Annotated in this window: 13 protein-coding genes; 5 read left to right on the plus strand and 8 right to left on the minus strand. The window is 58.0% G+C overall.

Annotated elements, in window-relative coordinates; all coding sequences use genetic code 11:
• Positions 1 to 2: 2 nt before the first annotated feature.
• The 5 genes from K3728_06275 to K3728_06295 all read right to left on the minus strand — a co-directional run bounded on the left by K3728_06275 (position 3) and on the right by K3728_06295 (position 7,000).
• The gene (locus tag K3728_06275; GenBank protein ID UWQ96822.1) at positions 3 to 941 is read right to left on the minus strand and encodes a response regulator; all 939 of its coding nucleotides are present in this window, start codon (positions 939 to 941) and stop codon (positions 3 to 5) included.
• Between the two features lie 286 nt (positions 942 to 1,227).
• Positions 1,228 to 1,602 (minus strand): response regulator, encoded by a 375-nt coding sequence (locus K3728_06280; protein UWQ97470.1) that lies wholly within the window; start codon positions 1,600 to 1,602, stop codon positions 1,228 to 1,230.
• A 65-nt stretch (positions 1,603 to 1,667) separates the two neighbouring features.
• Positions 1,668 to 3,329: a PAS domain-containing sensor histidine kinase gene (locus K3728_06285; GenBank protein UWQ96823.1), complete on the minus strand. Its 1,662-nt coding sequence runs from the start codon at positions 3,327 to 3,329 to the stop codon at positions 1,668 to 1,670.
• Between the two features lie 115 nt (positions 3,330 to 3,444).
• Entirely contained in the window at positions 3,445 to 5,487 is a 2,043-nt protein-coding gene (locus K3728_06290) for a PAS-domain containing protein (GenBank protein ID UWQ96824.1), read from the minus strand.
• Between the two features lie 454 nt (positions 5,488 to 5,941).
• Positions 5,942 to 7,000, minus strand: coding sequence for an ornithine cyclodeaminase (locus K3728_06295; protein ID UWQ96825.1), 1,059 nt, complete (start codon positions 6,998 to 7,000; stop codon positions 5,942 to 5,944).
• A 137-nt stretch (positions 7,001 to 7,137) separates the two neighbouring features.
• Here K3728_06295 and K3728_06300 point away from each other — a divergent pair, with 137 nt between their 5' ends.
• From K3728_06300 to K3728_06315, 4 genes are all read left to right on the plus strand, one after another.
• Positions 7,138 to 7,581 (plus strand): Lrp/AsnC family transcriptional regulator, encoded by a 444-nt coding sequence (locus K3728_06300; protein ID UWQ97471.1) that lies wholly within the window; start codon positions 7,138 to 7,140, stop codon positions 7,579 to 7,581.
• Between the two features lie 273 nt (positions 7,582 to 7,854).
• Positions 7,855 to 9,498 carry a BCCT family transporter gene (locus tag K3728_06305; GenBank protein ID UWQ96826.1) on the plus strand — a complete coding sequence of 548 codons (1,644 nt, stop codon included), beginning with the start codon at positions 7,855 to 7,857 and terminating at the stop codon, positions 9,496 to 9,498.
• Between the two features lie 161 nt (positions 9,499 to 9,659).
• On the plus strand, positions 9,660 to 10,313 hold the full coding sequence (locus K3728_06310; protein ID UWQ96827.1) for a 5-formyltetrahydrofolate cyclo-ligase: 654 nt from the start codon (positions 9,660 to 9,662) through the stop codon (positions 10,311 to 10,313).
• A 149-nt stretch (positions 10,314 to 10,462) separates the two neighbouring features.
• Positions 10,463 to 10,801: an alkylphosphonate utilization protein gene (locus K3728_06315; GenBank protein ID UWQ97472.1), complete on the plus strand. Its 339-nt coding sequence runs from the start codon at positions 10,463 to 10,465 to the stop codon at positions 10,799 to 10,801.
• Positions 10,802 to 10,840: 39 nt separating this feature from the next.
• Here K3728_06315 and K3728_06320 read toward each other — a convergent pair whose 3' ends face one another.
• Together K3728_06320 and K3728_06325 are read right to left on the minus strand one after the other, a co-directional pair.
• Positions 10,841 to 11,779, minus strand: a complete 939-nt coding sequence (locus tag K3728_06320) for a response regulator (GenBank protein ID UWQ96828.1) — start codon at positions 11,777 to 11,779, stop codon at positions 10,841 to 10,843.
• Between the two features lie 221 nt (positions 11,780 to 12,000).
• On the minus strand, positions 12,001 to 12,678 hold the full coding sequence (locus K3728_06325) for a phosphoribosyltransferase (GenBank protein ID UWQ96829.1): 678 nt from the start codon (positions 12,676 to 12,678) through the stop codon (positions 12,001 to 12,003).
• Positions 12,679 to 12,752: 74 nt separating this feature from the next.
• On the opposite strand from K3728_06325, the gene K3728_06330 reads away from it, so the two are divergent.
• Complete coding sequence (locus tag K3728_06330) at positions 12,753 to 13,928, plus strand: amidohydrolase (GenBank protein ID UWQ96830.1); 1,176 nt, start codon at positions 12,753 to 12,755, stop codon at positions 13,926 to 13,928.
• Here K3728_06330 and K3728_06335 read toward each other — a convergent pair.
• Complete coding sequence (locus K3728_06335) at positions 13,925 to 14,824, minus strand: nucleoside hydrolase (protein UWQ97473.1); 900 nt, start codon at positions 14,822 to 14,824, stop codon at positions 13,925 to 13,927. The two genes, K3728_06330 and K3728_06335, sit on opposite strands and share 4 nt — an antisense overlap.
• Between the last annotated feature and the right edge of the window lies 1 nt (position 14,825).

Consider the following 14,825-nt stretch of genomic DNA (forward strand, 5'->3'; position numbering starts at 1 on the left):
GGTTACGCTGCGCTTTTCCAGAGTTGCTTGTAACGGGCACCTTGCACTTCATCGCTCATGCCGCCAAGCACTTTGGTTATCATCGATTTGGGAGAGAAGCCGTTGAGCATACGGGGGCGGTGAACCGGCCCCATCCGCACTTCTGCGCCCATTTCTTCTGGCAGATAAACGGACGTGTAGAGCGACTCCAGCTCGGCATTCACGAAGGCCGCCAAGTCTTCCGTATCGAGACCCATTGCCCGTGGCAGCACCACGATAAACCGGCCAGAGCCCGCGTAGGAAATCAGTGGACGATACTTGATCGTGTGATCCACGACGATTGCCGCAATGTCGTTCAGGATGTCGGTATATTCATCGATCGGCGCAGAGGCGAAACGGTCGCTGGCCCCAACCAAAGACACGCCAAAGGCGCAGATGTTCGACATTCTCAGGCGGCCAAGGGTCAACAGATAGTTTTCCAGCGCCAAGTAATTAAGGATGTTGTCGCGCGGCTCCAGGGGGATCGCGTCGCTGAAGCGGTAGGTTTGACCGGTTTTGGAAGCGGCGTGTTTGACCTGATCATTCAGTTCCGCAACCTTCTGTACCATGCCAATGCGCGCGGCCAGTTCCAAGGATTGGATCGGCTTCACCACATAGTCATTCGCGCCGGCGGCATAGGCTTGGTCAATGAAGTCACGCTGCTGCATCGACGTGATCATGATGATCGGCGTATGGGCATAGCGCGCTTGCTGCCGGACTTCTTTGGTCAGGTCGATGCCGTTTTTTACCGGCATCTGGATGTCGAACAACAGGCAGTCAAACGGGTCGGTCGCAACGGCCAGTTCGTGCAGGGCCTCCATCGCGGATTTGACGGGTGTAATGTTGTCGTACCCCAATTCTTTAAGGGTAGTGACGAGAAGGTCCAGGAAGATGGGGTCGTCATCAACAGCAAGAAGTTTCACGGCTCAATTCCTATTATTTCACCGATTTTGCACCGGTGTTATTGGCGTTTTTTGGTCGAGCAGTTCTTGTGAGTTGGGGTTCACATTCTGATTCCGCTCGAATCTAAATTAATTATTAATTGATGAATTGGGCGAAACTTTGTTCACCAACGGGCCTGATAGAGATCTCAACACTCTGGCTGGGTGACTTGAGGCAGCGTTCAAGGGGTAGGGCAGGCGGCACGGGTCCGGCCTGCGTTACGTCGCGAGGACGCCGCCTACAGGTACGGAATGCGCGAATGCGTTGTTACTGCTTGGCCCAAACCGCGCGAATGTCATCGCCCAAGGACATCGGATCGAAGGGTTTGGTGATGACGCCAATGGCGCCTTGTTCCAACAGTTCTTTCGACAAGGAATCTTCGGCTTTGGCCGTCATGAAAATCGTGGGGATGTTGGCATAAGCGCCCGGAAGCTCTTTGACTTTCGCCCACAGCTCAGGTCCCGTCATGCCGGGCATCATCACGTCCAGTAGCAAAAGGTCGGGCAGATCGGCTTGCAGGTAGTCCAAAGCCTCGTTGCCGGAACTGCATTGATGAAGGGTCAGGGAATCGTCCAGGCTCAACGACATTTGGACGATGTCCCGGATATCGAAATCATCGTCTACGTGCAGAATAGTCGTCAGTTCAGGCATAGAAGTTCCCTTAGATCCCAGCCCTCGGGTCTTGCCCGGAAACGGAATTAGATTAGTCATGCGGCGCGAACTTGAGTGTCAGCTTGCTTTCTCAGGTCGCAGTGGAAGATCGTGCCCTTATCTAGCTCGGTCGTGAAAGAAATCGAGCCCCCATGCAACTCCATGATCCGTTTGGAGATGGTCAGGCCAAGTCCGGTGCCGGGGCGGGAATAGCGCGCGTCCGCGGTCACTTGGAAGAAGCTGTCGAACAGCGTCTTGCGGGCGGCCTCAGGAATGCCTGGTCCGTGATCTTCAACGCACAGGCGCCAGGCGTCTCCCACATCTTTCAGATGCAGCTTTACCGATCCTTCTGGCGGAGAGAACTTGGCCGCGTTGGACATCAGGTTGGCCAAAACCTGCATAAGGCGATCGGGATCGGCTTGTACCACAGCGTCAAACTGCGACGGCACGACTTCGAAACGAATGTTGGCTTGCTCGGCGTAAGAGGCGTGGTTTTCGGCGGCCTCGACCAGCAGTTTTTGCAGATCAACCTCTTGCCAGGTAACAGTCATTTCGCCCGCTTCGATCTTTTCCAGAACCAAAATGTCGTTCACCAGTGCCAGTAGGCGGTCGCTGTTGCGGTTGGCGATGGCGATCATGTGCTTGGCTTTATCGCTCATGTCGCCCAACCCGCCGGATTCCAGAAGGCGAAGCGCCCCTTTGATCGAGGTGAGGGGGGTGCGCAATTCATGGCTCACGGTCGAAACAGAGGTCAGCTTCAGCTTCTCGGCTGCTTTGCGTTCCGAGATGTCGCGCACAACCGAGATCAGGCTCCGGCGGCCGTTGGGGCCGATGTCCAAGTGGGTCAGAACCTCGATCGGGGCAAGGTCGTGATCGACCTGAAGGGTCACCTGCTTTGCCGCACCGGTTTCCAGAGGCTCAAGATAGCGGCGGAACAGGCCCTTATCGAACTTCTTGAAGGTGTCGAAGATAGTTTTGTCGCCAAGTTCATCCATAGACCATTTCAGGCGCGTGCGGCCGTTGGCGTTGACGTAGATGATTTTATAGGTGTCGGGATCATACACAAAGACCCCATCTGGCAGGCCTTCGATTACCGCGTTACGGCTTTCGTTGGCGGCTTTGGAGCGGGCCGCGGTTTGGTCGGTGCGGATCGAAATGCTTTCGATGTGATTTCCGAGGTCATCAAAACGCGGAATGATCGTGGTTTCGACAGAGACGATAGAGCCGTCCTTAGCCTTCAGGCGCTGTTCGCCCTTCCAGATGTCGCCACGCCCTGCGACGGCCAGCACATCTGGGAAAGGAGTACCAGCGCCGTCATTGAAGTAGAGCATTTCTGTCGTCTTGCCCAAAACCTCGGCAGGGGAGTAGCCGAACGCCTTAACGAAGTTTTCGTTCACGGACTTCAGCTGGCCGTTGGCGTTCGTGACGCAAACGATGGTGTGTTGGTTAATGGCTTTGTCGCGCATTCCGATGGCGGCGTCATAACCGCCCAAAAGCGCGTCCGTCGCAGCGCGGCTGCTGGCGTGGGCGATCCACAAGCTGACAACACAGATCATGGATACGATAGAGAAAAAGAGGAGGAAGTAGCCGAAGAAGCCGACGGGCGAGTTGATGGCAACGGCCGGAACAAATGTGTGCAAGACGGCGGGGATCGCACCAGCGAATAACAAATTGCCAAACGCCAAGGCCAAGACCGTTGTTTTGCTGAACTTATTCATAACCTGCCTCAAAACTACTTGATAGTTACTCGTTCTTCACACGATTGGGGTCGTTGCCCCTTACCACTCTTCTTAACATAAATTTGGCTAGAGAAGTGGGCCAAATTAAGTCGAACTACGCGCATTGTGTTGTTCGCTGCTTGGCAACATCATGCTTTCTATCGCCATTTTGCTCCGGATCGTGGAGCGGAAGGATGATTTTAAAGGTCGTCCCTTCACCTACACGGCTTTCGACTTCAATGGAGCCTTTGTGAAGTTCTGTCAGCTCTTTGGCAATGGAAAGACCAAGGCCGATGCCCCCGTGCTTGCGGCTGCTCGTTGCGTCAGCCTGCTTAAAGCGGTCAAAGATGGAGGCCAGAACCTCGGGTTCGATACCGGGTCCGGTGTCGGTGATGATGATGTGCGTTTTGCCGTGATCATTTTCGCTGCGGACGGTGACCGAGCCCGCTTCGGTGAACTTCAAGGCGTTCCCGATGATGTTCAGCAGGATTTGACGCAGGCGAACAGGGTCGGCCCAGACGTCGCTGACATTATTATCGATCGTTAGATCGAGACCTTTCTTCTGCGCCACGACCTGAAGTTGGGTGCCGACTTCATCTAGGGTCTGCTCAAGGCTCAGGCTTTCGGGGTGCAGTTGCAGCGTGCCTTCTTCGATCGCGGCAATATCAAGAACACTGGCAATCAACGCCATCAGGTGTTTGCCCGAGGTATCGATCTGATCCGAAAACTTCTTGATGTCCCTGGCAAAGGTCGTCAGCCGGGCATTCAGCTCATCGGTTTCGATGTCGCCCTGAAGCCAGCGATAGCTTGGCAAAGTATTCAGGTTCTTCATGAAAGAGTTGTAGCCGAGGATCACCGATAGGGGGGTGCGCAATTCGTGGCTGACGGTGTTCAGGAAGTCGGTCTTCGCGGCGCTGGCGGCCTCGGATCGAACAACGGCGTCCTTAAGTTGCGTAACGTCAACCAAGATACCCGCCACGTGGTCAGAGGCGGTCTTGCGTTCTTCCACCCGCAGCCAGCGGCCATCGGGCATCTTGAATTCAACGGGTTCTGTCGGGTTGCGGTGGGCGGCAACGCGTTCTGCGATCCATTCTTCCTCTCGGCCTTCGGCGTTGGGGAAGTGGCCCGTTTCAATACCGCGACGCAGGATCTGCTCAAAGGAAACACCGGGTTGCATAATGTCTGCGGCCCGCGGAAAGAGATTCCGGTAGGTCTGGTTGCACATGGTCAACTTGCCATCGGGATCGTAGAGCGCGAAGCCGTCGCTCAAGGCTTCCACCGCCTCTTCTAACTGCGTCTCAGCCACTTCTTTGCGATTCAGCGCCCATCGCAAAATACGGAAAACGGCCAGCAAGCCCAAAGTGATCAGGATCAGAACAATCCATGTTTCCATCCGGTTGGGCGGGGAAAGGGACCAGCCATCGCGGGGGGCGGCCAGCAGTTCCCAATTCACACCCGGCGCAATCACGCGGGTCGCCACCGGGTCCACCCCCATGATGGACTCGTCACCTGCCAGAAGCAGGCCATCGCCATCATAAATGACGTAGGCATTTTCCAAGCCCGGCGCGCCAAGCCCGACGGTTTCAAACAACACGCCTGCGTCCAACACCAAGGAAACGATGCCCCAAAGTTCGGGCTCCCCCCCTTCGGCACCTTCGATGTAGACCGCAGCCCGTGTGATGAATCCTTGCATGCCCTGCAAAAGCCCGACCGGTCCGGTAAAAATGGTTTCCCCGGTATCAATGGCTTGCTGCAAGCCTGATACAAGTTGATCTTGCTGTGTCAGGTCGACGCCAAGCGTGGCTTCATTACCCTCGATTGGGTAAATGAATTCGATTACCATATCGGGCGAAGCGGCAACGTTGATGACGTTGTCGGTGTTCTCCACCAAGATCGCCGCCGACCGGGCGTATTCGTCTTGGCCCAGATCCGGGCTAACCGTGATGACCGAGGCCAAGCCTTCAGTCAGCCACAGCTTTTCGCTGATCTCGCGCTCTAGGGCGGCCTGTAATTCATAGGCATCTTCAAGAACTTGAAGGCGCTGCTCCGACAAGTGTTGGTTCACGTTGGACCGGTCCAGAACCAGCCCAACAATGATCGCCATTGCCACAAACACGATGTTCGTAGTGTAAGGAAATAAGGCCCAAAAATATCTCATGGATTGAGTCCGATCATCAGGTTCAGCAGCAACATGACACCTACTTCGGCTTTGAAACTTCGCCGAAGGGTCAAGAATGATCGTTAACAACTCTTTGATAATAGCTACGCGCCGAGAAGCGGGCAACTGATTGTTAGACAAGAGCTTATTTTAACGGGCTGGCGTCTTGATCGGAGTCACCCTAGAGCGCGCGTTCGGTCGACACTCGGGGCCCGTTAAACGCAAGTGATTGAGCTTAAAATCTATGCGCTTTGGCCGTCTGTGTGCTTGTATACTGGAATTATTAGCATTTTTTAGACAAGTTGTCCGAAACTTTTGGTTGGAAAGGTAAAATGGTTAACAAAACGCTGCGTTTTCCAATTCCTACTTTCCCCAAAAACGGCCACCCCAAGACTGTGAGTAAAATGTCACAGTCCTCTCGAGACGGCCATAACACCCACGGCAAAAGGCGGGGCTAGGCGTTGGCGGCGTTGCGTTGAACCATGCCGAAAAGGTCACGCGGGTCGTCTGGGTCTGCAATCATATCAAGCGCCTCAAACAGCCCCGTCGCGTCGAGCTGGTCCCGTAGATAGCGCAGGGCCGAAAAGTCCTCGGTTGCGAAACCGACGCCATCAAACAGGGTGATTTGGCGCGGATTGCGGCGGCCGGGGGCGATGCCTGCAATCACTTGCCACATTTCAACCACGGGGAAATCTTCGGGCATCTGCTGAATTTCGCCCTCCACCCGGGTTTGAGGGGGGTATTCCACGAACACATCAGCACGGCTGAGGATGTCTTTGTGCAGCTCGGTTTTGCCGGGGCAGTCGCCGCCGATTGCGTTGATGTGCACGCCCGCGCCGACCATGTTGTCGGTCAGGATCGTAGCATATTGTTTGTCTGCGGTGCAGGTTGTGATGATCTGAGCGCCTTCCACGGCCTCTTGGCCGGTCTCGCAGATTGTGATGTCGAACCCCTGATTTTGCAGATTGCGAACGGCCTTTTCAGTCGCCGCAGGGTCGATGTCGTAAAGACGCAGTTTGGTGACGCCGCAGATTGCGCGGAACGCCATCGCCTGAAATTCTGATTGTGCACCATTGCCGATTAGCGCCATCGTGTCGGCCCCTCCGGGCGCGAGGTATTTCGCCACCAAAGCCGAGGTCGCGGCCGTACGCAGCGCGGTGAGCAGGGTCATTTCGGACAAAAGCACCGGATAGCCCGTTTGCACGTCGGCCAGGAGGCCAAAGGCGGTGACGGTCTGAAGCCCCTCGGCCGCGTTCTTGGGGTGGCCGTTAACGTATTTGAAGCCGTAAACCTCTCCGTCAGAGGTTGGCATCAGCTCGATCACGCCCACGTCGGAATGAGAGGCCACGCGCGGGGTCTTGTCGAATAGCTCCCACCGGCGAAAGTCCTCCTCGATGTACGTCGCCACGCCCGAAAGCATATCAGAAAGGCCGATGCGGTTAATCAGCTGCATCATGTTCGCGACGCTGACGAAGGGCACAAAGGCCAGCTTGGAGGGTTGAGACACGGGCATGATGGACCTCGATTTAGGGGGGCTGCGTGCAGCGTGCGCCTTAAAGTTTTCGCGGTAAATGGGGAAGTGGCTATAACTTTGGCGGTAAAATGTGCATATTGCTTACCTTGAGTTAGCAGAATGTAAGGCCTGTGGTGATGGAGCCATCTGAAACGAAATACGTCTTCGACACGCAGGACCAGAAGTTGATTGCCCTGCTACGGGCGGATGGGCGGGCACCGGTGTCAAAACTGGCGGACATCATGGGCGTGTCGCGGGCCACGGTGCAGACGCGCTTGGACCGGTTATTGGCCTCGGGCGCTTTGCTGGGGTTCACGGCGCGGGTGCGCGAGGATTACGACGAACACCAAATTCGCGCGATCATGATGATCGAAGTGTCGGGCCGAAACACCACGCAGGTGATTAACCGATTACGAGGGTTGCCCGAGCTGACCGCCCTGCACACAACCAGCGGAAAGTGGGACCTGATCGCGGAAATATTGGTGGAAAGCCTGTCAAAATTCGACAGCGTGCTGAGAGAGGTCCGCCTTGTCGAAGGTGTCCTGAATAGTGAAACGAGCATCCTTTTGACGACCACCTGAGCCGCCATTGGTGGCGTGACCCGAGGGTGACCATGGCCTCCGATGGCCGACTAAGGGCCGGGTGCGGGGCATGAATGCCTAAAAAAGCATCTGCTTTCGACTTTGGCGGAAAGCTGATACCCAACGGGTAAGGCGGTCATACAGCTCGGAACTTTGGGGCTTAGGTTCCCCGATTGCCGCAACTTGCAAATGAGGTGCCGCTCCCTCGTGCAATCGTTGCGCCTCGGCTGTTGATCCCCCTGTAAATAAAAAACCACGGGAAAGGGTTTTATCGTGACAGATGAAAGTACCAACCAAGGCATACCCGCGCCGCAAGGCGCCGCGGATGTCATCGACACCGAATATGAGATAGGACAAGACAACGTCGACGGGTCTGTTGGGCCGTTTGGCTTTGACATTCACAACCCGGTTTTCGCCATTTCTGGCGCGGCTATCGTGGCCTTTGTGTTCTTCACTTTGGCGTTGCCCGAACAGGCGAGCGCGATCTTCCAGGCCATGTTCGACTTCACCACAAAGAACTTCGACTGGTTCCTTATCGGCGCGGCTGACATCGTCGTTATTTTCGCGCTATTGTTGATTGTTACGCCCTTCGGCAGCGTGCGCCTTGGCGGGTCAACGGCGAAGCCGGATTACACATACCTCGGCTGGTTCTCGATGTTGTTTGCAGCGGGGATGGGCATTGGCCTGATGTTCTACGGCGTGTCAGAACCGCTGTCGCATTTCTCGTCTTCCATGGGCGGGGCCGTATCGGCCGATGGGGTTCGCTCGGACTGGGCGCCTTTGACCGGCGCGGCAGGCGATGCAGAGGCATCTATCCGCCTTGGCATGGCGGCCACCATCTATCACTGGGGGCTGCACCCTTGGGGTATCTACGCGATCGTCGGTCTGGCGCTGGCGTTGTTCAGCTATAACAAGGGCTTGCCCCTGACGATCCGGTCAGCTTTTTACCCGTTGTTCGGGGACCGTGTCTTCGGTTGGCCGGGCCATATCATCGACATTCTGGCCGTATTCGCGACGCTCTTTGGTTTGGCGACATCGCTGGGCTTCGGTGCCACTCAAGCCAACGCGGGCCTGAACGAGCTGTTCGGCGTTCCAATCGGTAACACCACCGAGGTTATCTTGATCTCGGCGATCACCGCCGTTGCGCTGATTTCGGTTCTCCGTGGTCTCGATGGCGGCGTGAAGATCCTGTCCGAGGTCAACATGGGCCTTGCGGGCTTGTTGGCGGTGTTCACGCTTATCGTTGGGCCAACGGCGTTCTTGTTCGCCTTCTTCTGGGATAGCCTGAAAGCGTATGTCGAGTTCCTGCCCGCCCTTGCCAATCCATTCGGGCGCGAAGACGTCAACTTCAGCCAAGGCTGGACGGCGTTCTATTGGGCGTGGTGGATCAGCTGGTCACCTTTCGTGGGCATGTTTATCGCCCGCGTCAGCCGGGGTCGTTCGGTGCGCGAGTTCATCATCTGCGTGCTTCTGATCCCATCCGTCGTGTGCGTCGCGTGGATGTCGATCTTTGGCGGCACCGCGATCCATCAGGTCATCACGGACAACTTCACCGGCGCACAGGATGCAGAGTTGCCCCGGCAGTTGTTCCAGATGTTGGGACAGCTTCCCTTGGCCTCCATCACGTCGTTTATCGGCATCGTGTTGGTCATCGTGTTCTTCGTGACATCCTCGGACTCTGGCTCGTTGGTGATCGACACGATCACTGCGGGTGGCAAGGTCGACGCGCCTGTTCCTCAGCGCGTGTTCTGGTGCATCTTTGAAGGTGCCGTCGCGATTGCCTTGCTGATTGGCGGTGGCCTTGCGGCGCTTCAGTCCATGGTCATTTCCACAGGGCTATTGTTCACGCTTGTGCTGTTGGTGATGTGCTATTGCATCTTCCGCGGCTTGCAGAGCGAGCGCGCTGAACTCAAGTAATTGAGCACCGGAAAAACGAATTGGGCGGGCATCTGGAAACAGGTGCCCGCTTTTCTATGGGCGGGCAGTGATGGGCATGTATCCGGTCGGGCTTGATCCCTGAACGCGGGCGAAGCAGGCTACATTCATCCTATCCGCTGTCATCTCAGAAAGGCACGATCATGGAGGACGATGATCACGGAGGAACGGCCCCGTGTACCGCCCATCTGCTGATAAACGGTGAGCCGATTGATCCCACCACGGCCCAGGACGTGGCGCGTTTCCGCACCGCCGAGCGCGCCCGGCTGATGGCTGCACGTCGGCGCCTGTCCACCGATGATCGCGCTCGGTTGACGGCAACTCTGGCCGAAACACTCGCCCCGATCGTCGGGCCGGAAAGCGGTAAGAAGATCGCGGTCTATTGGCCGATCCGGGGGGAGCCAGATTTGCGCGGGTGGATGAACCAGGCCCATGACGCGGGGGCTGAGGTGTTGCTTCCTGTGGTCATCGAAAAGAACGCCCCTCTGATTTTTCGGACGTGGTCACCGGATTGCGCGATGACACGGGGGATTTGGAACATTCCCGTCCCCGCCCAAGGGTCCGAAGAAACGCCCGACATCGTGATTTCGCCGTTGCTTGGAGTCGACAGATCTTGTTTTCGCCTTGGCAATGGCGGCGGATATTACGACCGGACCTTGGCGCAACTTCGCCCGCGCCCGAGGATCGTCGGCGTCGGTTTTCCCGATTGCGTTATGGACACGATCTTTCCGATGCCGTGGGATATCGCGATGGACACGGTCGTGTTGGCTGATGGCGCAGTCTACGGGCAGCAGTGAGGCGGCCTTGCGAACGCCGTTTCACCCCTAACCGGCGCAAGACGCGTTCCCCCCAAAGCCCGCGATGCTGTGACGTGCGAAATGGGCGTCTGCATCGCCCAAGTTAAGTGCTGGCGGGGCGGTAATGGCAGGCCTATAGGTGGGAAATGATGGATACTTTACCGCCTTGCCCAGAATGCGCGTCGGCCTTCACCTACCAAGTGGATGCCTTGATGAATTGCCCCGAATGCGGCCACGAATGGGCGGCAGGGTCGCCCGACGATGCGGCCCCGCAGGTGCGCGATAGCGTCGGCAATGTGCTGGAAGACGGCGACACTGTCACCGTTATCAAGGACCTGAAGGTTAAGGGCACATCATCGGTCGTGAAAGTGGGCACCAAGGTGCGCAACATCCGGTTGGTGGACGGCGATCACGATATTGATTGTAAAGTTCCCGGCATCGGCCCGATGGGGCTGAAATCCCAATTCGTGAAAAAGACGTCGGGCTAGGGCCGCCTGCATGCGGCCCGTTCCGGTGTGATCACGCCGTTAGGCAGAGCGGACCTCGGCCGTGCGATCCAGGGCCGAAAGGGCGCGGTTGATCGTGGGTTTCACACGGTGCGATCGGCTGCCATTGGGGCGGATTGCGCGGCCAGCCTTAAAGGTAACCTCGCGAATGTCGCGATCTTCATGCGCCCGGGCAAGACGGCCATAGATGGCCTCTACCTTCCGCCCGATATCGGGTTGAGTTTCCAAGATATCTTCACGGGTGATGCAGATGAAATTCCCGTCGCCAATATAAGAGCTTAGCGTATGCGGGTTCTCTGTTGCGTCGTAAATCGCCTGTGACACATCACTCAGGATCGAGGTGAATTCGCTGGTCGTGCAGCTTAGATACAGCGACTGGATATTCGCCACTTTGATGGCGAACACGATGCTGCTTTTGACCCGTATCTTCGTCAGCTTCGCAAGGTAGTTCCCAAGCGAAAAGCTATCAATCAGACCACTTTCGACAGGCAGCTTCACAGGCTCGGAAACCTTGAAGGGATGTGCGCCCAAGGCTTCGTCAGGCTTCGCCTCGATGGTCTGAAGGATCGGCAGCATTTCCTGAGACTTGCTCATGCGGATCGCAACATCGAGGCGAGAGTTGATGTCAGCCACGTCAAACGGCTTGGTCACGTAATCATTCGCACCCGCCCGGAACGCTTCGGCAATTGCGGCAAAGTCAGACCGTGCCGTCAGCATAAGAACCGGCGTGCGTGCAAATTTCGGCATGGTGCGGACTTCGGCGCACAGTTCGATCCCATCCATGTCCGGCATGTTGATATCGAAAATCAGGCAGTCGTAACCCTTGCGAGACCTGCGCAGGATATCCAGCGCCTCCGCGCTCGACTCCGCAAAGACTGCGTTTTTATGACCAGCTTGCTTCAGGAGCACTTTCATAAGCTCCAAAGCGATAGGATCATCGTCGACCGCTAGAATTCTCACTGACACACCTCTTTTTATTCTGGCCGACCCTCAGATTGCAGACGGGGTAGCGGCGTTGCTTTTATCAGTAATTCACAAAAAATTGGGCGTAACTATGACGAAAAGGTTAACGCAGTTTATTTTCCTGATTTCTGCCGAAGCTGTGGGCAACAGGGGGCGGACAACGGGGCAGCCTGCGTTTTTTGGGGGGGGCGAAATCCGTTGTAGCCTCACCGCCCGCACTAGGTCGCCACGACATAGCCATCGCCAGACGCCTTAAGGAGAGGGGATTTTATCGCGCCCCTGAGGCGCTCGGCTTGGGGCAGGGTCTGGTGCCACCGTGTGCCCTGTTCCATGGCGACGCCAATGCCAGCGGGCTCTATCCCGGCCTTCGCCAACAGGCGCAATACAGCCGCGAGAGAGGTCCCAGTGCTAACCACATCATCCACCAGCAGCACTTTGCGCCCGCTCAGTAGCGGCACCATGCGGGGATCAAGGTAAATAGTCTTTCCCTTACCGGGGGAGGTGATGGAGCTGATCGGTTCGGACAACGCATCGTCGTACCAAAACTTCCGTGACGTGCCCAAGGGCACCATGCGGTCATGGCCCAACCGCCGCGCAAGCGCGTTTGCCATCGGTAGGCCCAGGGTCGGCACCCCCACAACCACATCGGGTGCCGTGTCCTGCCACTGTGCCGCCATGGCGTCCGCCAACGCGTCCTCCACACGAAAGGAGGCCTGGTTCACGATGAGCGAGGCGACAGCCCCCGCGCCACCGGGCAAATCCCGGATTGGCAGCAGCATTTGCCGCCCATCGGGCAGGGTTGCCGGATAGGCGCCGCGAAACACTGTGCCGGGGGCTGTCGCATGGGTGCCGGGGGCGTCGAGGTGCTGCCAAAAGGCGTGGGGTTCCAAGCGCATCGGTTGGCTCCTTGTGTCGGTCGCGGGGATGGGTCAGACATGTTGTCGTATAGGACACAAAGGAATGGCAAGCCATGTCTGCGCCCCTCACCATTGAAGCTGATGAACACGCCATGTTGGTGGCCCTGCGCCATGATCTGCACGCGCACCCGGAACTGGGGTTTGAGGAAGAGCGCACAGCGGAGATCGTCGCCCAGAAGCTGACAGAGGCAGGCATTACCGTGGATCGTGGCCTTGGCAAAACCGGCGTTGTGGGGACGTTGACCGTAGGCAATGGGACCGGGCGTATCGCGCTTCGCGCCGATATGGACGCCCTCGCGATGCCAGAGACAGGCAATCCGCCCCATAAATCCACCCAAGCCGGGAAAATGCACGCCTGCGGCCACGACGGGCACACAACCATGCTCCTGGGGGCCGCGCGGCATCTGGCTGCGACGCGAAATTTCTCGGGCACGGTACATTTCATCTTCCAGCCTGCGGAAGAGGGGCGCGGGGGCGCGAAGGCGATGATTGACGATGGGTTTTACGACAAATTTCCCGTGGACCGCGTCTATGGCCTTCACAATATGCCCGGTCTCGATCCCGATGAAATGGCGGTGGTGAGCGGACCGCAATTGGCCTCTTCCGATAGTTGGGAGGTCACGTTTACAGGCGTTGGTACCCACGGCGCGAAACCGCATCTGGGTCGCGATCCGATTACGGCCGCGGGGCAGTTTCTGGCCGCGATCCACGCGATTGTGGCGCGTGTTGTGGACCCGTTGCAGCCCGCCGTAGTTAGCGCCTGTGCGCTGGAGGCGGGGGATTTCAAGGCGCTGAACGTAATCCCCAACACGGCACGGGTTGCGGGGACTGCGCGGGCCTATACGCCCGAGGTTCGCGATCAGCTAGAGGCCGAGATTGGCGCCGTCGCCCACGGTATCGCGGCGGCCTTTGGGGTCACGGCAAGCTACAGTTTCACACGTCGCATTCCGCCAGTGGTGAACGATGCCGACACCGCGGCGCGGGCGTTGTCTGCGGCGCAAACGGCCCTAGGACATGACCGCATCCGCACGGAATTTCCGCCATCCACGGCAGGGGATGACTTTGCGTTTTTCTCGCAAGACGTGCCGGGATGCTACGTTTGGTTGGGCAACGGTCCGGCGGTGGACGGCGCGTTGCACCATAACACCGGCTACGACTTCAACGATGCTGCCATCGCGCCGGGCATGGCGTTCTGGACGCGGCTGGTAGAGGCGGAATTGCCCGCCTAAGCGGTACCAAGCCCGCGCCAAAGGGCCTCCAACGCGGCGGGCGCGTCGATGGTCATGGCTACGTCCACAAGCGCACCGTTTTGCGATTGCGACAAACGGCCGGGATGCTCGGTCGTATCGACCGAAAGGCGCATCTTCTCCACGCCGAAAAGCTCGGGATGCAGGGCCATCAGCATCACGCAAGGGTCGTGCAACGGGCGCGAGGCGCGATCGGCATTACCATGAAAATAGGCGCGGATCAGGTCAGCAGACAGCTGCGCCGCATCGGTGCCGAGGGCGGCCAAACGGTCGAGGTCTTCGGGCGTCGCCCGCAGCTTTCGCGTCACATCCAACGGGATCAGGGTCACCGGAACGGGGCCGTCGAACACCAACTGCGCGGCCAAGGGATCACTGGCGATGTTGAACTCGGCATAGGGTCCGGCGTTGCCCGGCTCATGGATCGTGCCGCCCATGGCGACGATGCGCCCGATGCGGGCGTAGGCTTGGGGCGCGTCGTGGGCCAACAGCACCAGATTGGTTAACGGGCCAAGCGCCAAAAGGGTGTGTGCCCCCGCAGGTGCGGCCTCCAACACCTCGTCGAGACGCGCCGTGGCACCGCGGGCGTCGGGCGAGGTCAGCGGCGGGGGTAGGTCCACGCCACCCATGCCATCGTTCCCGTGGATCGCGACCTCATCAAGGCCGTCGCCCTGCAAGGGGCCAACGGCCCCCGCCGCGTAGGGGACATCTTCGCGGGCCATTGCCGCCAAAAGCCGCCCGATGTTGCGGGTCGTTGTCTCGATCCCGATGTTGCCCGCCACAGCGGTTATGGCCGCGATGGAAAACCGCCCGCAGGCCAGCGCATAAAGGATACCCACCGCGTCATCGAGGCCGGGGTCTGTATCAATCAAAACGGGCAGG

The sequence above is a fragment of the Rhodobacteraceae bacterium M385 genome (genome assembly GCA_025141835.1).
Classification (GTDB): domain Bacteria; phylum Pseudomonadota; class Alphaproteobacteria; order Rhodobacterales; family Rhodobacteraceae; genus Gymnodinialimonas.

Bases quoted from the DNA above. Each gene is read 5' to 3' on its own strand.
- K3728_06285 (UWQ96823.1), bottom strand. From the start codon at position 3,329: ATGAATAAGTTCAGCAAAACAACGGTCTTGGCCTTGGCGTTTGGCAAT.
- K3728_06290 (UWQ96824.1), bottom strand. From the start codon at position 5,487: ATGAGATATTTTTGGGCCTTATTTCCTTACACTACGAACATCGTGTTT.
- K3728_06295 (UWQ96825.1), bottom strand. From the start codon at position 7,000: ATGCCCGTGTCTCAACCCTCCAAGCTGGCCTTTGTGCCCTTCGTCAGC.
- K3728_06300 (UWQ97471.1), top strand. From the start codon at position 7,138: ATGGAGCCATCTGAAACGAAATACGTCTTCGACACGCAGGACCAGAAG.
- K3728_06310 (UWQ96827.1), top strand. From the start codon at position 9,660: ATGGAGGACGATGATCACGGAGGAACGGCCCCGTGTACCGCCCATCTG.
- K3728_06315 (UWQ97472.1), top strand. From the start codon at position 10,463: ATGGATACTTTACCGCCTTGCCCAGAATGCGCGTCGGCCTTCACCTAC.
- K3728_06325 (UWQ96829.1), bottom strand. From the start codon at position 12,678: ATGCGCTTGGAACCCCACGCCTTTTGGCAGCACCTCGACGCCCCCGGC.
- K3728_06330 (UWQ96830.1), top strand. From the start codon at position 12,753: ATGTCTGCGCCCCTCACCATTGAAGCTGATGAACACGCCATGTTGGTG.